The sequence below is a fragment of the Mesorhizobium carmichaelinearum genome (assembly GCF_900199455.1).
Classification (GTDB): Bacteria; Pseudomonadota; Alphaproteobacteria; order Rhizobiales; family Rhizobiaceae; genus Mesorhizobium; species Mesorhizobium carmichaelinearum.
In genome coordinates, this window is record NZ_FZQR01000006.1 from 84,978 (window position 1) to 108,545 (window position 23,568).

The 23,568-nt window shown below is 63.0% G+C and carries 21 protein-coding genes; 11 read left to right on the forward strand and 10 right to left on the reverse strand.

Annotated elements, in window-relative coordinates; genetic code table 11:
* Positions 1-3 precede the first annotated feature (3 nt).
* The 7 genes from CKW40_RS15555 to puuE form a co-directional block, all read right to left on the reverse strand.
* Positions 4-963 carry an ABC transporter permease gene (locus tag CKW40_RS15555; protein WP_095200783.1) on the reverse strand — a complete coding sequence of 320 codons (960 nt, stop codon included), beginning with the start codon at positions 961-963 and terminating at the stop codon, positions 4-6.
* A gap of 16 nt (positions 964-979) precedes the next feature.
* Positions 980-2,566, reverse strand: coding sequence for an ABC transporter substrate-binding protein (locus tag CKW40_RS15560; protein WP_095200784.1), 1,587 nt, complete (start codon positions 2,564-2,566; stop codon positions 980-982).
* 153 nt (positions 2,567-2,719) lie between these two features.
* Positions 2,720-4,705, reverse strand: a complete 1,986-nt coding sequence (locus tag CKW40_RS15565) for a CocE/NonD family hydrolase (protein WP_095200785.1) — start codon at positions 4,703-4,705, stop codon at positions 2,720-2,722.
* A 96-nt stretch (positions 4,706-4,801) separates the two neighbouring features.
* Positions 4,802-5,395, reverse strand: coding sequence for a nucleoside deaminase (locus CKW40_RS15570; protein ID WP_095200786.1), 594 nt, complete (start codon positions 5,393-5,395; stop codon positions 4,802-4,804).
* Positions 5,396-5,400: 5 nt separating this feature from the next.
* A complete protein-coding gene (locus tag CKW40_RS15575) occupies positions 5,401-5,901 on the reverse strand; it encodes an ureidoglycolate lyase (RefSeq protein ID WP_095200787.1) in 501 nt (166 codons plus the stop codon).
* Complete coding sequence (locus tag CKW40_RS15580) at positions 5,898-6,761, reverse strand: bifunctional allantoicase/(S)-ureidoglycine aminohydrolase (protein WP_095200788.1); 864 nt, start codon at positions 6,759-6,761, stop codon at positions 5,898-5,900. Before CKW40_RS15580 ends, CKW40_RS15575 begins: the two co-directional genes overlap by 4 nt.
* 10 nt (positions 6,762-6,771) lie before the next feature.
* Complete coding sequence (gene puuE / locus CKW40_RS15585; RefSeq protein WP_095200789.1) at positions 6,772-8,190, reverse strand: allantoinase PuuE; 1,419 nt, start codon at positions 8,188-8,190, stop codon at positions 6,772-6,774.
* A 185-nt stretch (positions 8,191-8,375) separates the two neighbouring features.
* On the opposite strand from puuE, the gene uraH reads away from it, so the two are divergent.
* From uraH to CKW40_RS15610, 5 genes are all read left to right on the forward strand, one after another.
* On the forward strand, positions 8,376-8,750 hold the full coding sequence (gene uraH, locus CKW40_RS15590) for a hydroxyisourate hydrolase (RefSeq protein ID WP_095200790.1): 375 nt from the start codon (positions 8,376-8,378) through the stop codon (positions 8,748-8,750).
* A 3-nt stretch (positions 8,751-8,753) separates the two neighbouring features.
* Complete coding sequence (gene xdhA, locus CKW40_RS15595) at positions 8,754-10,235, forward strand: xanthine dehydrogenase small subunit (protein ID WP_095200791.1); 1,482 nt, start codon at positions 8,754-8,756, stop codon at positions 10,233-10,235.
* On the forward strand, positions 10,235-12,580 hold the full coding sequence (gene xdhB / locus CKW40_RS15600) for a xanthine dehydrogenase molybdopterin binding subunit (RefSeq protein ID WP_095201024.1): 2,346 nt from the start codon (positions 10,235-10,237) through the stop codon (positions 12,578-12,580). Before xdhA ends, xdhB begins: the two co-directional genes overlap by 1 nt.
* A gap of 61 nt (positions 12,581-12,641) precedes the next feature.
* Positions 12,642-13,655 carry a xanthine dehydrogenase accessory protein XdhC gene (gene xdhC / locus CKW40_RS15605; RefSeq protein WP_095201025.1) on the forward strand — a complete coding sequence of 338 codons (1,014 nt, stop codon included), beginning with the start codon at positions 12,642-12,644 and terminating at the stop codon, positions 13,653-13,655.
* Positions 13,656-13,743: 88 nt separating this feature from the next.
* The gene (locus CKW40_RS15610) at positions 13,744-14,580 is read left to right on the forward strand and encodes a PhzF family phenazine biosynthesis protein (RefSeq protein WP_095200792.1); all 837 of its coding nucleotides are present in this window, start codon (positions 13,744-13,746) and stop codon (positions 14,578-14,580) included.
* An 8-nt stretch (positions 14,581-14,588) separates the two neighbouring features.
* Here the strand turns inward: CKW40_RS15610 and CKW40_RS15615 are convergent, their stop codons facing one another.
* Both CKW40_RS15615 and CKW40_RS15620 read right to left on the reverse strand, forming a co-directional pair.
* Positions 14,589-15,836 (reverse strand): LLM class flavin-dependent oxidoreductase, encoded by a 1,248-nt coding sequence (locus CKW40_RS15615; RefSeq protein ID WP_095200793.1) that lies wholly within the window; start codon positions 15,834-15,836, stop codon positions 14,589-14,591.
* Entirely contained in the window at positions 15,833-16,852 is a 1,020-nt protein-coding gene (locus CKW40_RS15620; RefSeq protein ID WP_095200794.1) for an LLM class flavin-dependent oxidoreductase, read from the reverse strand. Before CKW40_RS15620 ends, CKW40_RS15615 begins: the two co-directional genes overlap by 4 nt.
* Positions 16,853-17,139: 287 nt before the next feature.
* Between CKW40_RS15620 and CKW40_RS15625 the strand changes: the two genes are divergently transcribed.
* The gene (locus CKW40_RS15625; RefSeq protein WP_143748308.1) at positions 17,140-17,673 is read left to right on the forward strand and encodes a hypothetical protein; all 534 of its coding nucleotides are present in this window, start codon (positions 17,140-17,142) and stop codon (positions 17,671-17,673) included.
* Positions 17,674-17,683: 10 nt separating this feature from the next.
* Positions 17,684-18,007, forward strand: coding sequence for a hypothetical protein (locus CKW40_RS15630; RefSeq protein WP_095200796.1), 324 nt, complete (start codon positions 17,684-17,686; stop codon positions 18,005-18,007).
* 2 nt (positions 18,008-18,009) lie between these two features.
* Here the strand turns inward: CKW40_RS15630 and CKW40_RS15635 are convergent, their stop codons facing one another.
* A complete protein-coding gene (locus CKW40_RS15635; protein ID WP_095200797.1) occupies positions 18,010-18,930 on the reverse strand; it encodes a LysR family transcriptional regulator in 921 nt (306 codons plus the stop codon).
* A gap of 138 nt (positions 18,931-19,068) precedes the next feature.
* Between CKW40_RS15635 and CKW40_RS15640 the strand changes: the two genes are divergently transcribed.
* From CKW40_RS15640 to CKW40_RS15655, 4 genes are all read left to right on the forward strand, one after another.
* Entirely contained in the window at positions 19,069-20,286 is a 1,218-nt protein-coding gene (locus CKW40_RS15640; protein ID WP_095200798.1) for a urate hydroxylase PuuD, read from the forward strand.
* Between the two features lies 1 nt (position 20,287).
* A complete protein-coding gene (gene guaD, locus CKW40_RS15645; protein ID WP_095200799.1) occupies positions 20,288-21,601 on the forward strand; it encodes a guanine deaminase in 1,314 nt (437 codons plus the stop codon).
* Between the two features lie 76 nt (positions 21,602-21,677).
* A complete protein-coding gene (locus CKW40_RS15650; protein ID WP_095200800.1) occupies positions 21,678-22,181 on the forward strand; it encodes a heme-degrading domain-containing protein in 504 nt (167 codons plus the stop codon).
* The gene (locus CKW40_RS15655) at positions 22,178-23,443 is read left to right on the forward strand and encodes a glycerate kinase type-2 family protein (RefSeq protein ID WP_095200801.1); all 1,266 of its coding nucleotides are present in this window, start codon (positions 22,178-22,180) and stop codon (positions 23,441-23,443) included. The genes CKW40_RS15650 and CKW40_RS15655 overlap by 4 nt, the downstream gene beginning before the upstream one ends.
* Positions 23,444-23,568: the final 125 nt, after the last annotated feature.

Here is a 23,568-nt window from a genome sequence, read left to right on the forward strand (position 1 = left end):
CCCCTATTTCGGATGTCGGAGACGCGGATTGGCGATGATCGCCGCTATGTCCGCGATGATGTTGAGACTGATGTAGACGGCGGCGAAGATCAGGCCGACGGCCTGCACCACCGGCACGTCACGCTTGGTGACGTGATCGACGAGATATTGTCCCATGCCGGGATAGACGAAGATCACCTCGACCACGACGACGCCGACGATGAGATAGGCAAGGTTGAGCATAACGACGTTGATGATCGGCGCGATGGCATTGGGGAAGGCGTGCTTGCGGATGACGTTGAACGCTGACAGGCCTTTCAGTTCCGCCGTCTCGACATAGGCCGACTGCATGACATTGAGGATCGCCGCGCGCGTCATGCGCATCATGTGGGCGAGCACCACCAGCGTCAGCGCCGTCGCCGGCAACGCGATCGCCTGCATCCGCTCACCGAACGGCATGCCTTCATAGACAGTCGAGATGCCAGGGAAGATCTGCCACTTCACGGCGAAGAAGTAGACCAGCACATAGCCGATGAAGAATTCCGGGAAGGAGGTTGACGCGAGCGCCAGTCCAGAGATCAGCTTGTCGACCCAGCCATTGCGGTAACGCACCGCAATCAGACCGAGGATGATCGCCAGCGGCACCGCCACGATCGCCGCCCAGAAGGCGAGGAACAGTGTGTTCCACAGCCGGCCCTTGATCGAGGTGGCGATATCCTGGCCGCTCGACATGGCCGTGCCAAGGTTGCCGGTCAGCACGCCGCCGAGCCAGTGGAAATACCTGACATAGGCCGGGTCGTTCAGCCCGAGCTGCTCGCGCAGATTGGCGAGCGACTCCGGCGTCGCCGATTGTCCGAGAATGGCTTGCGCGACGTCGCCGGGCAGGATTTGCGTACCGGCGAAGATCAGGACCGAAATGGCCAACAGAAGGAGGATGCCCAGCGCAATGCGCTGGGCAATTAGCTTCAAGATGGGTGAAGACATCTCTGCAAAGCCGGACTCAGGCCTGCAGCCAGCACTTCGCCAGGGCGTAGCCGTTCATCAGTTCCTGGTGCGGATCGTCCACCCAGCCATCCACCTTGGCGCCTGTCGCGTCGATGAACTGGTTGAACATCGGCAGGATCAGGCCGCCTTCGTCGCGCACCAGCACCGCCATGTCGTGGTACATCTGCTTGCGCTTGGCCTCGTCGAGCTCGGCGCGCGCCGCCAGCACCATCTTGTCGAAGTCCGGGCGCTTGAAACGCGTGTCGTTCCAGTCGGCGGTCGACAGATAGGCGGTCGAGTACATCTGGTCCTGCGTCGAGCGTCCGCCCCAATAGGAAGCGCAGAAGGGCTGCTTGTTCCAGACCTCGTTCCAGTAGCCGTCGCCGGGCTCGCGCTTGAGCTCGATCTTGATGCCGGCCTTGGCCGCGCTCTGCTGGAAGAGCTGCGAGGCATCGACCGCGCCGGGGAAGGCGACGTCGGAGGTCCTGAGCAGCACGGTGCCGTCATGGCCTGATTTCTTGTAGTGGAACTTGGCCTTGTCGGGATCGTACTTGCGCTGCTCGATCTCGGTGAACAGCGGATAGGACGAGTTGATCGGGAAGTCATTGCCGAGCGAGCCATAGCCGCGCAGCACCTTGGTCAGCATCTCTTCGCGGTCGATCGCGAGCTTCAGCGCCATTCTGAGGTCGTTGTTGTCGAAGGGTGCTGTGTTGCAATGCATGATGAAGACATAGTGGCCCGGACCCGCATGGTTGCGGATGGTGACGCCCGGCACGCGCTTGATCAGGTCGACGATCTTCGGCTCGACGCGGTTGATCATGTTGACCTGGCCGCCCTGCAGGGCCGCCGTGCGCGCCGTGGCATCGTTGATGACGATGACTTCGATCTGGTCGGCATGGCCCATCTTGTCGCCCTGCCAGTAGTTGGCGAAACGCTCGCCGCCATGGCGCACGCCGGGCTCGTTGGTCTTGACCACATAGGGGCCGGCCGAGATGCCGGCGTCGGGCTTGTCCTTGCCGCCGTTCGGCTGGACGATCAGGTGATAGTCGCTGAGCAGGTAGGGAAGGTCGGCATTGGCCTCCTTCAACGTCAGCACCACTTCCTTGCCGCTGGCCTTGATGGTCGCGATGCCCTTCATGTAGCCGAGCGCGCCGGATTTCGACTTCTCGTCCGAATGACGCTCGAGCGTGGCGGCTACGTCCTCGGCGGTCACGGTCTTGCCGTTGTGGAATTCGACCCCGTCGCGGATTTTCAGAGTCCAGGTCTTCGCATCGTCCGAGGAGCCGATCTCCTCGGCGATGCGGTTCTCGAGCTTGCCGTCCGGCGACAGCTCGACGATCATTTCGCCCCAGCACTTGCCGAAGGCGAAAGGCACCTGCGTCATCATCAGCGCCGGATCGAGGCTGTTGGTGGATTCACCGCCGACCAGGCCGGCCTTCAGCGTGCCGCCCTTGACCGGCCCCGCCGCCCGCGCCGCGCTTGAAAGCAGCGAGTTGGCGAAGGGCGCGGCGATGCCGAGCGCTGCCGCCCGGCCGAGAAAATCACGACGGCTCAGTTTGCCTGCTGCAACACGCCGGCTAAGGAATTCCAGTTCGTTTGACATTTGAGTTCCTCACTCTGTTGGTTCGACTCTGCGGTCGATTTTCTTGCTTCTTGTGAGGGGAATAATGACCGTAAGGGAAAGCGGTAAGCAAGACCGAATGCGACATGCCGTGGCGTAAATCGTACGTCGCATTTGGACCAACGGCGTCAGCGCTCAAACAAGCGCGCGCGGAATCTTTTCCTCGAAATTACGTTCGAAGACGATTTTTTCGCCCTCATAAGCCTCGATTCTGGCGCTGACGATGAAGTTTTGTTCGTCCGATCGCATCTCGGCCCATGTCTCGGTGCGGGCCGACCATCCATTTCGCGACAGTGTCTGCGTCCAGTGTGTTTTCCCCGACGCCGACAATGGATTGTCGGGATGGATCGCCCAGGTCTCGCGGGCGATGCTGCCATTGACCAGGCCGTGGTCGAGATCGCGCACCGCGCCGAAATCATCCGCTATGGAAAGCGTGACGATTCCCGTCTTTTCGTCGCGATCGACATGGCGTTCGGAATTGGCTGCACGGATCGTCTCGGTCGCCCAAGGCGTGGCACCTTCCGGCTCGGCGAACGTCGCTTCGGCGCCTGGCGCAAGCGGGCGTAGTGGCAGCGACAATTTCGCCGCCGACAAGGTCAGCTGGACCGGCTCCGGCGAGGGCCAGATCATAGGCCAATAGGCGTTCGACACGGCGATGCGCAGGCGGTGGCCGGCCGGCACGCGGTAGGCGCATTGATCGAGCACGACACGCGCCGACACGGTTTCGCCAGGCACCAGCGCCTGCGGGAATTCGTGAGAACTGCGGTGCGTCAGGTTGAGCACCCCATAAGAAATCAGTTCCGAAGCGCCGTCGGGATGCACGTCGCAGAGCCGCACCGCAATGTTGGCCTGCGGGCGGTCGGACGAGAGCGTGACCTGGACTTCCGGCGCACCGACAATGTCGATCGCCTCGGAGAGTTCCGGCTGGTCGAAACACACCGACAGCGCATCGTCGGGACGCTGGTCGCCCGGCAGTTCCGGGCCGAAGGTGAACGGGAAATATTCGCCGCCGGCGAGGCCACAATTCTGCGGCGAGGCGACAATGGCCGGTTTGCTGCCTGCGGAGATCAGCTCGACCGTTTGCGTCTTGATGGCTGGCGACGGCCATTGTTGCTCCGCCACCCAGCGGCCGGGCCGCTCGGGATGCCAACGGGCCGGGCGCACACTGTCCATCACATAGGCGCGGTAGGCGGGATCGTCCTCGACGCCGGTCTCGGCACCCTTCAGCCAGTGGTCCCACCAGCGCAGCGCTTCCTGCAGGAAGCCAATGGCCGGCTGGGGTCCGGCATAATGCGGATATTTGTGGATCCACGGGCCGACAATGCCCTTGACCGGCGCCTCGATGTTGCTGACGAGGTGCGAGATCGTGTTGCGGTAGCCGTCATGCCAGCCGCCGATCGACAGCACGGCTGCCTTGACGGCGGAAAAATCCTCGCAGATCGAGCCGCGTTTCCAATAGGCGTCGCGATGCTGGTGCTTCAGCCACAGCGGCGCCAGGAAGGGCTCGTTCTCCAGTCGGGTTAGCCACAGATCGCGCCAGCGGTTGTCGCCGACAATCAGCGGATCCGGCGGCCGCGACGAATAGGAGAGCATCGTCGAGGCCCAGCCGAAATTCTCGATCAGCAGGCAGCCGCCCTTGTAGTGGATGTCGTCGGCATAGCGGTCGACGGTCGAGCACAGGCTGATCACCGCCTTCAGCGCCGGCGGCTGCTTGGCCGCCACCTGCAGGCAGTTGAAGCCGCCCCAGGAAATGCCCATCATGCCGACATTGCCGTTGCACCAGGGCTGGCTTGCGGCCCAGGCGATGACGTCGCAGGCATCTTGCAATTCCTGCTCGGAATATTCGTCGTCCATCAGCCCTTCGGAATCGCCATTGCCGCGCATGTCGACGCGGATCGAGGCATAGCCGTGGCCGGCGAAATAGGGATGCGTCAGCTGATCGCGAAAGATGGTGCTGTCGCGCTTGCGGTAGGGCAGGTGCTCGAGGATGACAGGCACCGGATTGTAGCCGGCATCCTCGGGCATCCACACCCGCGCCGACAGCCGGCAGCCATCCGGCATGACGATGCCCATATCGGGGAATTCGACGACCTTGCGGGGAAATTCAGTGATGGTTTTCATGGGTGCGCATAACGCCCGGTGGCGACGCAACTTTCAATCGCCATTCGCGACTGGAGCAGCGAATTATGCGACCTGTGCCGCTACCTGCCTCACACCTCAGTTCAGCGGAATGTCGTTTTCGCCCTTGCTCGCCTGGTAGGCGTCGGACAGTTCGTCGTAGCGTACCGAGATTTTGCCGATGCGTGTCTCCAGCCGCTGGCGTTCTGCCTCGGGCAGCGCCCGCACCAGCCTGCGGATGGAAAAGCTCTTCCAATAGGCGTTCTCGGCATTGTAGCCGCCGGGATCGAGGGTGAAGACCTCTTTCAGGATTTTCAGGTCGTGCGGGATGGCAAAACTGTCGCGCGAATCCTCGTGGCTGAAGAGGTAGTAGAAATTGTCGAAGCCGGTCCAGGTGATCGCCGACAGGCAAAGCGAGCAGGGCTCGTGCGTGGCGATGAACAGCGCGTCCTTGGTGTCGACGCGCTCGGCCCTGGGCATCTCGTAAAACCGCTTCAGGCAATGCACCTCGCCATGCCAGAGCGGGTTTTCGATCTCGTTATTGGTTTCGGCCAGCACCAGCGAGCGGTCGTCCTTGCGCAGGATCGCCGCGCCGAACAGCTTGTTGCCGTGCGCGACGCCTTCCGCCGTCCTCGGCACGATGTCGTGCTCGATGACGTCGAGCAGGCGGTCGATCAGCGAAATGTCGGTCATGGGAATCAAAAGCTTTCAGGGAGATGGATCTCGTAGGCGTGCGAGAAATGAAACTCTTCGAGATTGGAGCCGTCGCCGCCGCGGTCGACGATCAGGAAATCCTGGGGCTCGCCGAGCGGCGTCAGCACGCCGTGCCAGAGATTGCGGGAATAGTTGATGCCTTGTCCGGGCGCGGTGATGAAGGCGTGCGGTTCGCCCGGCCCTTCCTTGCCGTCATGGCAGACGACGACCAGGAACGGACGCGGCGACAGCGGAATGAAGGCCTGGCTGCCGAAAGGATGCCGCTCTACCATGGTCAGTTTCAGCGGCAGTTCGTAGGGCGTGCCGCGCACCATCGAGATCAGCACGCGGGCGTTCGGCCCTGCAGCTTCGGCCGTGGCGAGGTCGTGGTAGCGCTCGGCCTTGCCGCCATTGATCGGGTAGTGGTTGTCGCCGCCCATGTCGATGACATCGCCGAATGCGGCAAAGCTCTCGCGGGTCAGCTTCTGTGCTGTGATGCGGGTCACCGCGCGCGACCGCCAATGCCCGCCCCGCCGAGCTTGGCGTGCCGGTTGACGTCCTTGTAGAGCAGATAGCGGAATTTGCCGGGGCCGCCGGCATAGCAGGCCTGCGGGCAGAAGGCGCGCAGCCACATATAGTCGCCGGCCTCGACCTCGACCCAGTCCTGGTTGAGGCGATAGACCCCCTTGCCTTCCAGCACGTAGAGCCCGTGTTCCATGACGTGGGTCTCGGCGAAGGGAATAACGGCGCCCGGCTCGAGCGTGACGATGGTCATATGCATGTCGTGCCGCAGGTCGGCGGGATCGACGAACCGTGTCGTCGCCCAGCGGCCTTCGGTGCCGGGCATCGGCGTCGGCGCGATATCCTGTTCATTGGTGAAGAAGGCCTCCGGCACGTCGAGACCATCGACGACCTCGTAAGCCTTGCGAATCCAATGAAAACGAACAGCAGCCTTGCTTTCGTTGCGAACCGTCCAGCCACTCGCCGGCGGCAGGAAGGCAAAGCCGCCTGGTCTCAAGACGTGTTTCGTGCCGCCCAGCAGAACCGTCAGTTCGCCTTCGACCACGAACAGGGCACCCTCGGCGCCGGCGTCGGGCTCCGGCCGCTCGCTGCCGCCGCCGGGCGCGACCTCGACAATGTACTGCGAGAACGTCTCGGCAAAGCCGGATAGCGGCCGCGACAGGATCCAGACGCGGGTCTTGTCCCAGAACGGCAAGGCGCTGGTGACGATATCCTGCATCACGCCTCTGGGGATGACGGCATAGGCCTCGGTGAAGACGGCACGGCCTGTCAGTAGTTCCGTCTGGCCGGAATGGCCGCCATGCGGTGCGTAGTAGGTGCGCTCTGGCATCCTGATCGTATCCATGGGTTCAAACCTATTGCGGTAGCATGTCTTTGAGGCGGAGTAGCGCGATGCGCTCGACCTGTTTGCAGGCGGTCTCGAATTCGACGCCCCGGCTGTTGCCGATGCGCGCCTCGAATTCCGCGAGGATTTCCTCCTTGGTCTTGCCCTTCACCGCGATGATGAAGGGGAAGCCAAAGGTGGTGACGTAGGCAGCGTTGAGCTTGGAGAACAGTTCACGTTCCTTGTCAGTCAGCGCGTCGAGGCCGGCTGAGGCTTGTTCCCGGGTCGATTCCGCCGTCAGCCGCTTGGCCTTGGCCAGTTTCCCGGCAAGGTCGGGATGGGCGTTGAGGACACCGAGCCGTTCGGTCTCGCTGGCGGCACGGAAGATACGGCAGAGCGCATTGTGCAGGCCGCCCGCCGTATCGTGCGCCGGGCCGAGCTCCAACTCGTAGGCCCGCTCGGCAATCCACGGCGAATGTTCGAACACGCCGCCGAAAGTGTGGACGAACGTCTCGAATTCCATCTTCGACGGGCGCAGCGCCGCCGGCTTATAGGGATGGTTCTCCTGCCAGTGCCTGGCGATGTCGATGCGCCGCGCCAGCCAGACCTTGTCGTGCGACCGGACATAGTCGACGAAGCGCTTCAGCGCCGCCACCCGGCCCGGACGCCCGACAAGGCGACAATGCAGGCCGATATTCATCATGCGCGACCGTCCGGCCCGGCCCTCGGCATAGAGCGTGTCGAAACTATCCTTGAGATAGGCAAAGAACTGGTCGCCCGAATTGAAGCCCTGCGGCGTGGCGAAGCGCATGTCGTTGGCGTCGAGCGTATAGGGAATGATGAGCTGCGTGCCGCCCGCATGCTCGAACCAGTAAGGCAGTTCGTCGTCATAGGTGTCCGAGACGTAGTCGAAGCCACCTTCTTCGGCGACCAGCCGCACCGTGTTGACCGAGGTGCGGCCCGTATACCAGCCGGTCGGGCGCTGGCCGGTCACCTCGTAATGCAGCTTGATCGCCGCTTCGAGGTCACTGCGCTCATCCTCGGCGCTGTGGTCGCGATAGTCGATCCACCGCAACCCATGCGAGGCAATCTCCCAGCCGGCGTCCTGCATGGCCGTGACCTGGTCGGGTGAACGGGCAAGTGCGGTGGCGACGCCGTAGCAGGTCACCGGCACCTGGGCTTCGCTGAACAGGCGCAGCAGCCGCCAGAAGCCGGCCCGCGCGCCATATTCGTAGATCGATTCCATGTTCCAGTGGCGCTGCCCCACCCAGGGCGCCGCGCCAACAATCTCCGACAGGAAGGCTTCAGAGGCCTTGTCGCCGTGCAGCACGCAATTCTCGCCGCCCTCTTCGTAGTTGACGACGAACTGCACGGCGACATGCGCCCCGCCAGGCCATTTCGGATCAGGCGGATTGGCTCCGTAGCCGCGCATGTCTCTTTCGTAACGCATTACCCCTCCCTGCCGGACGCTGCCGGAAGTTATGATCAGGATATCGAAAGGGTGCTTCTCGCATTCCCCCGAAAATTTTTGAAAGTGTTTTTGTCGCACTCCGCTCGACCGGGACTTATGCATCGCCTTTAATTGGCGCACAATTCACCACTATTGTTCTGATGTACCTGGATGGGAGGCGGCCAATGGCAGAAACGTCGAAAGCCGATGGCGGGCGTCTGACGACCCATGTCCTCGATACCGCGACCGGCAAGCCGGCTGCCGGGTTGTCGATCGCGCTCTATCACCTTGAGGGCGACGCGCGGGCACATCTGAAGACCGTTGTCACCAATGCCGACGGCCGCTGCGACGCACCACTGCTCGCCGGAGCGGAATTCCGCACCGGAGAATACGAACTGGTGTTCGCGGCCGGCGATTATCTGCGCGGCCAGGGCACAAAGCTGCCTGAGCCGGCCTTCCTCGACAGCGTGCCGATCCGCTTCGGCATGGCGGAAGCGGTGCATTATCATGTACCATTGCTGATCTCGCCCTATGGCTATTCGACCTACAGGGGGAGCTGAGGCATGGCCAAGATTTCTGTCCGCAACGAGATCCGCTTCATCCTGAATGGCAGGGATGTCGTGCTGTCCTCGCTGGCGCCCGACGCGACCTTGCTCGACTGGCTGCGGCTCGACCGTTCGCTGCGCGGCACCAAGGAAGGCTGCGCCGAGGGCGATTGCGGCGCCTGCAGCGTGTTGGTCGGCAAACTCTCGGCTGGTGGGCTGGTCTATGAAAGCGTCAATGCCTGCATCCGCTTCCTCGGCTCGCTCGACGGCACCCATGTCGTGACGGTCGAGCATCTGCGCGGTGAGCCCGGCCAGTTGCATCCCGTCCAGCAGGCGATGGTCGATTTCCATGGCTCGCAATGCGGCTTCTGCACGCCGGGCTTCGTCATGTCGCTGTATGGTTTGTGGATGAAATCGCCCGATCCGTCGAACGCGGCCATCGAAAAGGCCTTGCAAGGCAATCTCTGCCGCTGCACCGGCTATGAAGCGATCATGCGCGCCGCACACGCCATCTCAAGCTACGGCAAGGCGGCAAGGGATCCGCTGGCGGTGGAGCGCAAGGCGATCACGGCGAGGCTCGAAGCCATGCAGGACGGCGCCCGGATCGAGATCGGTTCGGCCAAGGCGCGGCTCATCGTGCCGGCTGATGTCGATGATTTCGCCGCCATACTGGACAAAGAGCCCGGCGCCACCATCGTTGCCGGTTCGACCGATGTCGGCCTGTGGGTGACCAAGCATATGCGCGACATCTCGCCGGTCGTCTTCATCGGCAATCTCGACGGGCTGTGCACCATCGCCGAAGACAAGGGTGTCATATCGATCGGCGCCGGCGTCACCTACACCGAAGCCTTTTCGACTCTGGCCAAACGCATCCCGGCGCTGGGGCCTTTGTTCGACCGCATCGGCGGCGAACAGGTGCGCAACATGGGCACCATCGGCGGCAACATCGCCAACGGCTCGCCGATCGGCGACACGCCGCCGCCCCTGATCGCGCTCGGCGCGCGCCTGACGCTGCGCAAGGGCAAGAAGCGGCGCACGATCCCGCTGGAAACCTTCTTCATCGCCTATGGCAAGCAGGACCGGCAACCGGGCGAATTCGTTGAGTCCGTGCATGTGCCCGTGCCGGCCAAGGGAGAAAAATTTGCCGTCTACAAGATCACCAAGCGCCGCGACGAGGACATCACGGCGGCCCTCGGTGCCTTCTTCCTGACGCTGGCCAAGGACGGTACGGTCGCCGATGTGCGCATCGCCTATGGCGGCATGGCGGCGACGCCGAAGCGGGCGTCCGCGGTCGAAAAGGCGCTGCTCGGCAAACCCTGGACCGAAGAGACGGTCGAGACGGCGATGGCCGAATATGCTGGGGATTTCACCCCGCTCACCGACATGCGGGCGTCAGCCAAATACCGGGCTCTTACGGCCAAGAATCTGTTGCTGCGCTTCTTCGTCGAAACCACCGGCACCAGGGCACCCTTCCAGGTGTCCCGCAACGAGGCGGCATGATGAACAAGCACGCCACATCAAATCTCAAGGCCGAGAAGATCGTCGGCGGCGTCGCTACCGATCAGCGGCATGATTCCGCCCACAAGCATGTCAGCGGCACGGCTGTCTACATCGACGACATGCCGGAGCCGGCCGGCACGCTGCATGGCTGCCTCGGGCTCTCGGCCGCCGCGCATGCCACCATCACCCGCATGGACCTTTCGGCGGTGCGCGCCGCTTCCGGAGTCATCGATGTGCTGACTGCAAAGGATGTGCCGGGCGAGAATGACATTTCTCCGACCGGTCGGCACGATGAGCCGGTGCTCGCCGACGGCAAGGTCGAGTTCTTCGGCCAGCCGATCTTCTGCGTTATCGCCGAAACCCGCGAACAGGCACGCCGCGCCACCAGGCTGGCCAAGGTCGAGTACAAGGAATTGCCTTTCGTCACCGACATTGGCGAACTCGATCCAAGGAAGGACAAGCTCGTCACGCCGCCGCTTACCTTGAAGCGCGGCGACGCCGCCGCTGCGATCAAGGCGGCGCCGCGCCGGCTGAAGGGAAAAATGCGGGTCGGCGGCCAGGAGCATTTCTATCTTGAAGGCCATATCGCCATGGCCATTCCCGGCGAGGACCAGGACGTCACTATCTATTCCTCGACCCAGCATCCGAGCGAAGTCCAGCATATGGTCAGCCATGCGCTCGGCGTGCCGAGCAATGCCATCACGGTGGAAATCCGCCGCATGGGCGGCGGTTTCGGCGGCAAGGAAACGCAAGGCAACCAGTTTGCCGCGCTCGCCGCCATCGCGGCCAAAAGACACCATCGCGCCGTCAAGATCCGGCCCGACCGCGACGACGACATGATCGCCACCGGTAAGCGCCACGATTTCCTCGTCGACTACGAAGTCGGCTTCGACGGCGAAGGCAACATTCTCGGTGTCGATTTCATGTTCGCCGCGCGTTGCGGCTTCTCGTCGGATTTGTCGGGCCCGGTGACGGATCGCGCGTTGTTCCATTGCGACAACACCTATTTCTGGCCGGCCGTGCATGCCCAGTCGGCGCCGCTCTACACCAACACCGTGTCGAACACTGCCTTCCGGGGCTTCGGTGGCCCGCAAGGCATGGTCGGTGCCGAACGCGTCATCGACGAGGTTGCCTTCGCGGTCGGCAAGGATCCGCTCGAAATCCGCAAGAAGAATTTCTATGGCACCAGCGACCGCAACATCACGCCTTACCACCAGACGGTCGAGGACAACATCATCCAGCGTATCGTCGCCGAACTCGAGGAAAGCGCCAGCTACGCGCGACGGCGGCGCGAGATATCGGCCTTCAACGCCAACAGCCGTTTCATCAAGCGCGGCCTGGCGCTCACGCCGGTCAAGTTCGGCATTTCCTTCACCGCCACGCACTACAACCAGGCCGGCGCGCTGGTCCATGTCTATACCGATGGTTCGGTGCATCTGAACCATGGCGGCACCGAGATGGGGCAAGGCCTCTACCTCAAGGTCGCGCAAGTGGTGGCGGAAGAATTCCAGATCGACCTCGACCAGGTGAAGATCACCGCGACCACCACCGGCAAGGTGCCCAACACCTCGGCCACCGCGGCATCGTCCGGTTCCGACCTCAATGGCATGGCGGCACAGAATGGCGCTCGCCAGATCAAGGATCGGCTGACCGATTTCGCCGCCGAGAAATACCAGGTGCCGCGCGATCAGGTGCTGTTCCTGCCCAACCGGGTGCGCATCGGCAACCAGGAGATCGCCTTCGCCGATCTCGTCAAGCAGGCCTATATGGCGCGCATTCAACTCTCGGCCGCGGGCTTCTACAAGACGCCGAAAATCCACTGGAACCGCGACAAGGGACAGGGCCGCCCTTTCTACTATTTCGCCTATGGCGCCTCGTGCTCGGAAGTCTCGGTCGACACGCTGACCGGCGAATATGTGGTCGAGCGCACCGATATCCTGCACGAGACCGGCCGCTCGCTAAACCGCGCCATCGATCTCGGCCAGATCGAGGGCGGCTTCATCCAGGGCATGGGCTGGCTGACGACGGAGGAATTGTGGTGGGACGACAAGGGCCGGCTGCGCACCCACGCGCCGTCGACCTACAAGATCCCGCTCGCCTCCGACCGGCCGAAGATATTCAACGTCACTTTGGCCGACTGGCCGGAAGCCGGAGAGCCGACGATCCACCGCTCCAAGGCGGTCGGTGAGCCACCCTTCCCGCTCGGCATGTCCGTGCTGCATGCGCTGTCGGACGCGGTGGCAAGCGTCGCCGACCATAGGATCTGTCCGCGCCTCGACGCACCAGCGACACCGGAACGCGTGCTGATGACGATCGAGCGGCTGAAAGGCGAGGCGAAGGCCTGAATCCTGCAAACGTGCAATTCAGGCCGAAAAACCCTATGTTTCCCTCACGGGAATGCGAATGATGACTTCGAAAGTGCAAAGCCTGAAAGCCTTTCTTGCCAGCGCCGGCCGGGTTGCCCTGGTCGAAGTCGCCGGTACCAAAGGCTCGACGCCGCGCGAGAAGGGCGCCTTCATGCTCGTCTCGCAGGAGGCGATCTTTGGCACGATCGGCGGCGGCCAGCTCGAATATATGGCGATCGACAAGGCCCGGCAGATGCTTTTCTCCACCCTTGAGGGGGAGATGGCCGCGAAGCGGCCAGAGGGGGTCCTCTCAGGAGGCACCACTAGGGCGGCGTCGAGCACTCCGGCGGCGACCCCACCCGACGGCTTCGCCGCCACCCTCCCCTCAAGGGGGAGGGGAAGCCGCATCGAGGTCGATGAAGTCTGCGCCACGCTCGATGTCCCGCTTGGCCCCGAAATCGGCCAATGCTGCGGCGGGCGTGTCGAAGTCCTGATCCGTCTTGTCGATGCCCCGCTCGCCGCCGAATTGATCGCGGCCGCGGAAGCCGAAGAAGCGCATCTGCCGCATGTCTACATCTTCGGCGGCGGCCATGTCGGCCAGGCGCTGGCCGCAACAATCGCGCTTCTGCCAGTGCACGGCGTCGTCATCGAGACGCGGACCGAAGCGCTGGAAGGCATGCCGGAAACCGTCGAGACGCGGCTGACGCCGATGCCCGAGGCCGAGGTGCGCAACGCGCCCGCCGGCACGGCCTTCGCTATCCTCACCCATGATCATGCGCTGGACTTTCTGATCGTCGCCGAAGCGCTGAAACGCGACGACGCGGCCTATGTCGGCATGATCGGTTCAAAGACCAAGAAAGCGACCTTCAAGAACTGGTTCCTGAAATCGGCTGAAGGCACGGAAGCGGAATTTGCCCGTCTCGTCTCGCCGATCGGCGGCGACGCCGTCAAGGACAAGCGCCCGCCCGTCATCGCCGCACTCGCGGCCGCCGAGATTATGACGGCGTTGGTTGTTCACAACACGGCGTCAAATGCCGACCATCAGGTCCGGCAGCACAAGGTCATGGCCGACTAGCCAAGGCTGCCCGCCCGCTCATCCATTTTCAATCGCCCTAACAATGCATTTGCGGTATCCACCGGCCTTGCAGCATGGGCGAAGGCATATGAACGTTCTGAAAATCGCGGCCTTTTCGGATGGCAACACCGGCGGCAATCCTGCCGGCGTCCTGATCGGCGACGTCTTGCCGGATGCCGCCGAGATGCAGCGCCTGGCGGCGGAGGTGGGGTTCTCGGAGACGGCCTTTGCCGCACCGGATGGCGACAACTGGCGGGTGCGCTATTTCTCGCCGGAATCCGAAGTTCCCTTCTGCGGTCACGCCACCATCGCCTTGGGAGCTGCTCTTGTCCGGCAATTTGGCGATGGCATTTTCCCGCTGACCCTCAACCAGGCCAGCATCACCGTCGAAGGGTTCCGCGATGGGGCGAACGTTGCCGCCGCGTTGCAGTCGCCGCCGACACGTAGCAAGCCAGCTCCTCCGCAGCTGATTGCCGAGGCGCTGGCGCTGTTCGGCTATGCGACGACCGATCTCGATCCGGCCATTCCGCCCGCGCTGATCCACGGCGGCGCCGACCACCTCGTGCTGGCCCTCAAATCGCGCGAGGCACTGGCCGCCATGCGCTACGATCTGAAAGCCGGGCAAATCCTGATGCGACGCGAAGGGCTGGTGACGATCCTGCTTGCCCATGCCGAGACGCCACGATTGTTCCATACGCGCAACCCCTTTGCTTCCGGCGGCGTCTATGAGGATCCGGCGACGGGAGCCTCGACGGCTGCCTTCGCCGGCTACCTGCGCGACATCAGATGGCCGCATGGCGGCGCGATCGATGTCGTGCAAGGCGAAGACATGGCCATGCGTTCGCGCCTGCATGCCGATATTCCGGCCGAGACAGGCAGCTCGATCAGGGTTTCAGGCACGGCCCGCATGATGGACGAAGCATAGAAGCCGGCTCAAGCCGGCCGTTTCAAGCCCAGATGCTCGCGCAGCGTGTTGCCCTCATAGTCCCGGCGAAACAGGCCACGCCGCTGCAGTTCCGGCACGACCAGCGTGGCAAAGGCATCGAGCTCGCCCGGGAAGTATGACGGCATGACGTTGAAGCCGTCGGCCGCGCCGCCCTCGAACCGTGCCTGCAATTCGTCGGCGACCTGCGCCGGCGTGCCCACGATGCGCCAATGGCCGCGCGCCCCGGCGAAGTGGCGGGCAAGCTGGCGGATGGAAAGGCCGTCGCGGCGCGATTGTTCGATGACCAGCGCCTGCCGGCTTTTCATGCCCTCGCTCTCCGGCAGTTCGGGCAGCGGCCCGTCGATCGGGTAGCGCCACAGATCGGAGATGCTGAGATAGCTGGAGAGCAGCGCCACGCCGACATCGTCGGGGATCAGCGCCTGCAATTCCTCGTGTTTCTCGCGGGCTTCGGCTTCGGTTTCCGCCACAACAGGTGAGACGCCGGGCATGATCTTGATGTCGTCGGGTTCACGTCCATACGCGGCCATGCGCCCCTTCAGATCGCCATAAAAGGCCTTCGCTTCCTCGAAGGTTTGCGCCGCCGTGAACACCACATCGGCGGTGCGGGCGGCGAGGTCGCGGCCGACATCCGAAGCGCCGGCCTGGACCATGACCGGCGCGCCCTGCGGCGAACGCGGCAGGTCGAGCGGGTCGTGCACCGAAAAGCTTTGGCCGTCATGGCCAGGAGCCTTGCCCTGCCAAAGCCGGGTGACCACTTCGGCGAATTCGCGCGCCCGCTCGTAGCGGTCGGCATGCGGCTTGAGGCCGGTCGAGCCGAAATTGGCGGCTTCGATGGGGCTGGCCGAGGTCACCAGGTTCCAGCCGGCGCGGCCGCGGCTCAGATGGTCGAGCGACAGAAAAGTCCGCGCCAGGCCATAAGGCTCGTTGTAGCTTGTCGACGCCGTCGAAACGAGACCGATGCGGCTGGTCTGGACCGCCAGCGCCGAAAGCAGGCTGATCGGCTCGAAGCCGATCGAGCGCGACGTCTGGCTGGCGATGCCGACATCGGCCTCGCGCAAGCCGGCGGCATCCTCGCAGAAGATCATGTCGAACTTCGCCGCTTCCGCCGTGCGCGCCAGCTGGATGTAATGGTCGATATCGATGCCGGCCGTCACATACGCCTTGGGGTGGCGCCAGGCGGCAATGTGATGGCCGGTCGCCCAAAGGAAGGCGCCGAGCTTCATCCGCGCGGTCATTGGTCACCTCCGCCGGCAAGTCCGAGATGCGAGCGCAACGTCGTGCCGCGATAGCCCTCTCGAACAAGGCCGCGCTGCCGTAACTCCGGCAGAACGCGATCAGCGAAATCGTCGAGTGCCGAACGTTGCTGGGGCAGCCGGATGTTGAAACCGTCGCAGCTCTTTGCACGGAATTGGGTTTCCAGCCTGTCTGCGGTGGCGGCCGGCTTGTCTTCGGCGGTGAGCGAGATATTCGTCAGCACCTTCACAGCGTCCGGATCGCGCCCAGCCGCCGTGGCGCGGCGCTTCAGATCATCAAAGCGTGCTTTCGCGCTCTCGACCGATCCGCTCTCCAGCAAAATGACATCGGCGGTGCGGGCGGCAATGTCGAAATCGGCTTCCGTCAAGCCCGACAGCACCAGCACCGGCTTATCCTGCGGCGAGCGCGCGACGTTCAGCGGACCGCGCACGGAGAAGAATTCGCCCTTGTGGTCGAGCAGGTGCATCTTCTCAGGGTCATGGAAGCGGCCACGGGTCTTGTCGAACAGCAGCGCATCCAAATCCCAACTCTGCCACAGGCCTTGAACGATGCCGATATATTCCTCGCTGCGGCGGCGAAAGTCGGTATCAGAAAACCCTTCCGGCCGGCTAAAATTGGCGGCTTCGCGAGGGGCCTGCGCCATCACTGCATTCCAGCCGGCACGGCCATGGCTGATGATGTCGAGCGAAGCAAAGCGGCGCGCCAGATTGTAGGGCTGATGGGCAACCGTCGAGGCCGCGGCGACCAAGCCAATTCTGCTGGTCACCGTGGCCAGCGCGGCGAGCAGCGTGGTCGCTTCGAAAGGCACGGTACTGTTTGCGGCGTTGTTACTCGAAGCTGGCGCGGAGTCGACAAGCAGCACCATGTCTATCCCGGCCGCTTCGGCCCTTTGCACAAGACCAGCTAGACCACTGAATTCCGGCTCTTCCCCAGGCGATGTGTCGGCGGTCCCCGGCAACAGCGAAACGGCAAGATGCATTGTGGCGCCGTTGTCCATTGATGGTTCCTGCAAGACGAAACGGAACCCGGACTATGTTCGCCACATCAGGGGATGGCAACCGCTGGCGCTGGGCCAATTGCCGCTGACTTGCCGGCCAGCCCCTATTTGCCAGCGAGAAGATCGTTGATCAGTCGCCGGCAGCGCTCGGTCACGAGGTCGAGCAGCTTATCTTGTGGGGTTGAAACAACGATGCGATCTTTCGGGTCGGCTTTGAAGAAATTCCCACCAAATTGATTTGCCGACGAGAAATTGGCGATACTGTCGGTCCGCGTCGGTGGGGGTTGGTGACTTTGAAAAAGAGTATTAAAGCGGACTTCTGTCTGATTTTTCTCGCCTTTTTTGTTACGGCGTGCGTCACGATCGTATCGCCATATGACGCGATGTTTGATCAGACTCTCAACAAACTGTCAGAAGATACGTCAACCTTTTTAGCTTCCGCGTCGGCAGGTGGTAGCGAGCGAAACTATTCCTCTAAAGAGGCGACGGCGTACTATGCTTCGACGTACAATGTATTGGAGAGATTGGAACAGAGAGCTAGGCTGACGAGAGGGATGGTCCCGTGCGCCTCGGATGCTTCCTTGCGTGATTTTGAAACGGTAGCCACCAGCCGCACCAAGCTGCCCGACGACTATCTGAAATTCGACTGTCGTGAGTCTCAGTTGTATTCGGTCCAGTTCTATGTCGACCAACTTCATTATGCCCACGAGAGTGGCGGCATCCTGAGCAGGCTGGAAGTGAACGCGCTTGGTCACACTTTAGAATCAGCCATTCTGGGTGCGATCCAGACGTTCCTCGTCGACAAACCAGCAAAACCGTAAGGGGGCGAATATGGACGTGAGTGCAGTGACCGGCCAGATCCTGCAGCAGGCGGCGACGATCGGCGGAGAGACGTGGGTTAAGATCCAGAAGTCAACACCTTTGTACGCCAAGGCCTATGTACAATCGTTGGCCGACATAGCAGCGGGTGTCGTCGGCGGCGAGATTACCAAAAAAGATGCTAAAATGTACGTGCAGAACGCCCGCCTTCTGCTGGTCATGGGCATCGCGAACACGTCACACATCGTTCTTTCTCAGGTGCAGAAATTTATGGACGGTGTGATTGCTAGTCTCAAAACCGCCATCAACGCGGCGCTGCCGATAGCGCTCCTATAGCTTTATCGCCCAGCGAGCAGGTCCTTAATCAGCCGCTGGCAGCGCTCGGCCATGAAGTCGAGCAAAAGCCGCACCTTGGGGTCCTGCAGCTTCTTGTGCGGATAGACGGCGGCGAACTGCACCGGCGTCGGCGGCGTGTTGGCCAGGATCACCTGAAGCCGCCGGTCGCGGATGAACGGTTCGACCTCGAAGCGCGGCTTGTTGATGATGCCGCGTCCCGACAGCGCCCAGCCGGTCAGCACATCGCCATCGTCGGTGTCGTAAGGGCCGTGCACCTCGAATTTCTGCGGCCCTGTGGGGGTCTGCAGCGTCCAAACATATTCGCGCGCGCCGGAATAGCGCAGCATCAGGCAGTCATGCTTCTTGCCGATCAGCTCCTGCGGCTCGGCCGGTTCGCCGCGCGCCTCGAGATATTTCGGCGCCGCCACCAGCACGCGTTCGCACTCCATGATGCCGCGCATCCTGAGGCTGGAATCCTCGATGATGCCGAGCCGGAAGGCGACGTCGATGCCTTCCTTCATGATGTCGACATTGTGGTCCGAGAGCCTCAGCCGCACCTCGATATCGGGATATTTGTCGTGGAAATCGGGAATGCCCGACGCCACCAGCCGGCGCCCGAGGCCGAGCGGCGCGGTCACGCGGATGGTGCCGCGCGGCTGGCCGGACAGCGCCGACACCGCGGCTTCCGCTTCGGTGATCGCCTCCAGCACCTGCTTTGCGCCTGCGTAGAAAACCGTGCCATGCTCGGTCGGCATCAATTGCCGCGTGGTGCGATTGAACAGCCTGACGCCCAGATGCTTCTCCAGCTCCTTGATGCGGTTGGAGGCGACCGCCGGCGAAATGCGCATGTCACGGCCCGCCGCCGACAGATTGCCGAGTTCGACGACGCGGACGAAGACGGCGATGTTGTCGAGATAGGCCATGCGGTTTCGTGGCTCTCATGCGGCTGCGTATAGCCAACCTAGTATTTTCCATTTTTTTTTGAAAGTCATCGTACACCTCGCCTCTTTCCGTTTGCGTGCGACACCGTAAAGTCAGCCAATCGGCAGGGACGATTTCAAATGATGGATTTCGCGATTTTCTGGGACTGGCTGAGCTTCGCCGTGCGGTGGCTGCATGTCATCACCGGCATCGCCTGGATCGGCTCGTCCTTCTATTTCGTCGCGCTTGATCTCGGCCTGCGCCAGCGTCCCGGCATGCCTGTCGGCGCCTTCGGCGAGGAATGGCAGGTACATGGCGGCGGCTTCTACCACATCCAGAAATATTTGGTGGCGCCGGCCGAAATGCCGGAGCACCTGACCTGGTTCAAATGGGAATCCTACGCCACCTGGCTGTCAGGCTTCGCCATGCTGTGCGTGGTCTATTATGCCGGCGCCGATCTGTTCCTGATCGATCCCAACGTGCTGCCAATGTCGGTGCCGGTCGGCATCCTGCTGTCGATGGCGACCATCGGTGTCGGCTGGGTGGTCTATGATTTGCTGTGCCGCTCGCCGCTTGGCAAAAGCGACACCGGCCTGATGCTGGTGCTCTACTGCGTGCTGGTGTTCATCGCCTGGGGGCTGACCCACCTGTTTACCGGCCGCGCCGCCTTCCTGCATCTGGGCGCCATCACCGCCACGATCATGTCGGCCAACGTCTTCATGGTCATCATCCCCAACCAGAAGATCGTCGTCGCCGACCTGATCGCCGGCCGCAAGCCAGATCCGAAATACGGCAAGATCGCCAAGCAGCGCTCGCTCCACAACAACTATCTGACGCTGCCCGTTCTGTTCCTGATGCTGTCGAACCACTATCCGCTGGCGTTCGGCACCGAGTTCAACTGGGTCATCGCCTCGCTGGTGTTCATCATCGGCGTCTTGATCCGGCACTATTTCAACACCGTGCACAAGCGTGCCGGCAACCCACACTGGACCTGGCTCGGCGCCCTTGTCCTGTTCGTCATCATCATCTGGCTGTCGACCGTGCCGAAGGTGCTGACGGGTGAGCCCAAGGCGTCCGCCTCGGCGGACATCTATATCGCCTCGGCGCATTTCCCGGCGGTGCGCGACACCGTGCTCGGCCGTTGCTCGATGTGCCATGCTCAGGAACCGGTCTATGAAGGCATCTATCATGCGCCCAAGGGCGTGATGCTCGACAGTGATGCGGCAATCGCCAACCACGCCCGCGAGATCTATCTGCAGGCCGGTCGCAGCCACGCCATGCCGCCCGCCAATGTCTCGCAGATCACCGACAAGGAACGGGCGCTGCTGGTGGCCTGGTTCGAAGGCGCGGGGAAATAGCATGACTTCGACACTTCTGCGTGGCCGCACACTGTCCTTCGTGCGCTGGCCCGAAACCATCGATGACCACTCGGCCTGGCGTTACGAGGAAGATGGCGGCCTGCTGATCCGCGACGGCAGGATCGTCGCATCGGGCGCCTATGCGCAGGTCGAGAAGCAGGCTGGTGAGGGAGTCAAAAGAATCGATCACCGGCCGCACCTCTTGCTGCCGGGCTTCATCGACACCCATGTGCATTTCCCGCAGATGCAGGTCATCGCCTCGTATGGCGCCGAACTGCTCGACTGGCTGAACACCTACACTTTTCCCGAAGAGACGAAATTCGCCAACGCGCAGCATGGCCGACGCATCGCACGGCTGTTCCTCGACGAGATGGTGCGGCACGGCACGACGACGGTGGCCGCCTACTGCTCGGTGCACAGGGCATCCGCTGAAGCCTTTTTCGCCGAGTCGCATGACCGCAACATGCTCAACATCGCCGGCAAGGTGATGATGGACCGCAATGCCCCCGAGGGCGTGCTCGATACGCCGCAATCCGGCTACGACGACACCAAGGCGCTGATCGCGGAGTGGCACGGCAAGGGCCGCCAGTTTTATGCCATCACCCCGCGCTTCGCCATCACCTCCTCGCCGGAGCAGATGGAGATGGCCGGCGCGCTCTGCCGCGAACATCCCGATCTGCACATGCAGACGCATCTGTCGGAAAACCATGCCGAGATCGCCTTCACGCAACAGCTTTACCCCTGGTCGCGCGACTATACCGACGTCTACGAGCACTATGGGTTGCTGGGCAAAAAGAGCCTGTTCGGCCACTGCATCCATCTGTCGGAGCGTGAGGCCGACGCGCTTTCGGAGAGCGGTTCGGTGGCGGTGTTCTGCCCGACCTCGAACCTGTTCCTCGGCTCCGGCCTGTTCGGCTATCAGCACTTTCGCCGCCGCGACAAGTCGATCCGGATCGCCGCCGCCACCGATGTCGGCGGCGGCACGAACTATTCCATGCTGCGCACCATGGACGAGGGCTACAAGGTAATCGCGCTGAACGGCGAGAAGCTCAACCCGTTCCAGTCCTTCTGGCAGATCACGCGCGGCAATGCCGAGGCACTGTCGGTGGCCGAAAAGATCGGTACGCTGGAAGCGGGCACCGATGCCGACATCGTCGTGCTCGACGCCCAGGCGACGCCGGCGATGCGGCTCCGGATGGAAACGGCGCAGACGCTGGCGCAGGAATTGTTTCTCTTGCAGACGCTGGGCGACGACCGCGCCGTGCGCGAGGTCTATGTCGCGGGCCGGGCGGCCAAGAGCGACATGGCGAATTAAGCGCCAGATGCGTTCATTGCTTGACCCGGCGGCAGCCATCGGTCAAAGCGTGCGGCGAAGTTGACAGGGGAACGACATGGCCGTTGCTGACGACATCGCTCTGATCCGGAAACAGGAAGAGACGCTGGTCTTTTCCGCCTTCGATGAGGCTGTTGCCTTCAAGATCGGCTCGGCGATTCGCAAGCGCGCGATCGCCGAAAACCTGCCCATCATCGTCGACATCAGGCTGTGGGACCGGCCGCTGTTCTATGCGGCCTTTCCGGGGTCGAATGCTTCCAACCCCGACTGGGCGCGGCGCAAGATCAATGTGGTCAGGCGGTTTCTCAGAAGCACCTATCGCATGGTGCTGGAACAGCAGCGCCCCGACCGCGCCTTCAAGCTTGGCGAGGGCCTCGACATCTCGGACTATGTGCTCGCCGGCGGCGGCTTTCCGGTGACGGTCAAAGGTGCCGGCGTTATCGGCGTGATCGCGGTTTCCGGCCTGCCGGAGCGCGAGGATCACGGTGTTGTCGTCGATGCGCTGTGCGATCATCTCGGCATCGACAAGCACGGGCTGTCATTGTCCAGGGAAGCCGAATGACCGTGCTCGACCCCAGGGCCTTTCTTAGCTCGATCTTCGACGCTGCCGTCGCCGCCGCCGATCCGGAGCGGACGATCCGGGATCATCTGCCGGCCAAGCCGAAGGGTCGCACAATCGTCATTGGCGCCGGAAAAGGTTCGGCGCAGATGGCGGCGGCGTTCGAGAAGGTCTGGGGCGGGCCGATCGAAGGGCTGGTCGTCACCCGCTACGGCTATGGCGCAAAATGCGAGCGCATCGAGATCATTGAGGCCGCGCATCCGGTGCCGGACGCTGCCGGGCTCGAGGCCTCGCGCCGTCTGCTCGCCAAGGTCCAGGATCTCACTGAAGACGATCTCGTCGTGGCGCTTATCTCTGGAGGCGGCTCGGCGCTGCTGCCGTCACCGGCCGCCGACCTGACGCTGGCCGACGAGATCGCCGTCAACGAGGCGCTGCTTGCCTCCGGCGCGCCGATCGCGGCGATGAACACCATCCGCAAGCATCTTTCCACCATCAAGGGCGGCCGGCTGGCCGCTGCCGCTTGGCCGGCCAAGGTGGTGTCGCTGGTGGTTTCAGACATTCCCGGTGACAACCCGGCCCTTGTCGCCTCCGGCCCGACGGTTCCCGATACTGGCAGCCGCGAAGACGCACTGGCCTCGATATCGGCCTATGGCATGAAGCTGCCCGCCTCGGTTATGGTGCATATCAAGTCGCCTGCGGCCGATGCGCCAAATCCCGGAGATGCGCGCTTCTCGCGCAACGAGGTGCATCTGATCGCCTCCGCCGGCGTGTCGCTGGAAGCGGCGGCGGCCGAAGCGAAGCGGCAAGGCATCGAGGCCGTCATCCTCTCCGATGCCATCGAGGGCGAAGCGCGTGAGGTCGGCGGCGTCCACGCCGCCATCGCGCGCGAAGTGGCGACGCGCAACCGGCCTTTTGCGAAGCCCGTGCTCATTCTCTCGGGCGGTGAAACGACGGTAACCTTGCGCGCCAAAGGCAAGGGTGGCCGCAACTCTGAATTCCTGCTCGCCTTCGCCATCGGCATCAACGGCGTACAAGGCATCCACGCCCTGGCCGCCGATACCGACGGCATCGACGGTTCGGAAAACAATGCCGGGGCCTTCGCCGACGGCTCGACCATCTCACGCATGCGCGCGGCCGGCGTCGACGCCAAGGCGATGCTGGCCGGCAACAATGCCTGGACGGCATTCAATGCGGTGGGCGATCTATTTGTGCCGGGACCGACCGGGACGAATGTGAATGATTTGAGGGCGATTCTGATCCGATAGAGCGCGTCGCAGTTACTCTGCGCAAGCGCAGGCGCCGCCCCTCATCCGCCTGCCGGCACCTTCTCCCCGTATAGTGACGGGGAGAAGGGAGCTAGGTGCGCCTTCGCGCCCTTCTTGAAACGTTG

Bases quoted from the DNA above. Each gene is read 5' to 3' on its own strand.
- xdhA (WP_095200791.1), top strand. From the start codon at position 8,754: ATGGCCAAGATTTCTGTCCGCAACGAGATCCGCTTCATCCTGAATGGC.
- xdhB (WP_095201024.1), top strand. From the start codon at position 10,235: ATGAACAAGCACGCCACATCAAATCTCAAGGCCGAGAAGATCGTCGGC.
- CKW40_RS15620 (WP_095200794.1), bottom strand. From the start codon at position 16,852: ATGGACAACGGCGCCACAATGCATCTTGCCGTTTCGCTGTTGCCGGGG.
- xdhC (WP_095201025.1), top strand. From the start codon at position 12,642: ATGACTTCGAAAGTGCAAAGCCTGAAAGCCTTTCTTGCCAGCGCCGGC.
- CKW40_RS15655 (WP_095200801.1), top strand. From the start codon at position 22,178: ATGACCGTGCTCGACCCCAGGGCCTTTCTTAGCTCGATCTTCGACGCT.
- CKW40_RS15610 (WP_095200792.1), top strand. From the start codon at position 13,744: ATGAACGTTCTGAAAATCGCGGCCTTTTCGGATGGCAACACCGGCGGC.
- CKW40_RS15570 (WP_095200786.1), bottom strand. From the start codon at position 5,395: ATGACCGACATTTCGCTGATCGACCGCCTGCTCGACGTCATCGAGCAC.
- CKW40_RS15615 (WP_095200793.1), bottom strand. From the start codon at position 15,836: ATGACCGCGCGGATGAAGCTCGGCGCCTTCCTTTGGGCGACCGGCCAT.
- CKW40_RS15630 (WP_095200796.1), top strand. From the start codon at position 17,684: ATGGACGTGAGTGCAGTGACCGGCCAGATCCTGCAGCAGGCGGCGACG.
- CKW40_RS15560 (WP_095200784.1), bottom strand. From the start codon at position 2,566: ATGTCAAACGAACTGGAATTCCTTAGCCGGCGTGTTGCAGCAGGCAAA.
- CKW40_RS15640 (WP_095200798.1), top strand. From the start codon at position 19,069: ATGATGGATTTCGCGATTTTCTGGGACTGGCTGAGCTTCGCCGTGCGG.
- CKW40_RS15650 (WP_095200800.1), top strand. From the start codon at position 21,678: ATGGCCGTTGCTGACGACATCGCTCTGATCCGGAAACAGGAAGAGACG.
- CKW40_RS15565 (WP_095200785.1), bottom strand. From the start codon at position 4,705: ATGAAAACCATCACTGAATTTCCCCGCAAGGTCGTCGAATTCCCCGAT.
- CKW40_RS15555 (WP_095200783.1), bottom strand. From the start codon at position 963: ATGTCTTCACCCATCTTGAAGCTAATTGCCCAGCGCATTGCGCTGGGC.
- CKW40_RS15635 (WP_095200797.1), bottom strand. From the start codon at position 18,930: ATGGCCTATCTCGACAACATCGCCGTCTTCGTCCGCGTCGTCGAACTC.
- puuE (WP_095200789.1), bottom strand. From the start codon at position 8,190: ATGCGTTACGAAAGAGACATGCGCGGCTACGGAGCCAATCCGCCTGAT.
- CKW40_RS15580 (WP_095200788.1), bottom strand. From the start codon at position 6,761: ATGGATACGATCAGGATGCCAGAGCGCACCTACTACGCACCGCATGGC.
- guaD (WP_095200799.1), top strand. From the start codon at position 20,288: ATGACTTCGACACTTCTGCGTGGCCGCACACTGTCCTTCGTGCGCTGG.
- uraH (WP_095200790.1), top strand. From the start codon at position 8,376: ATGGCAGAAACGTCGAAAGCCGATGGCGGGCGTCTGACGACCCATGTC.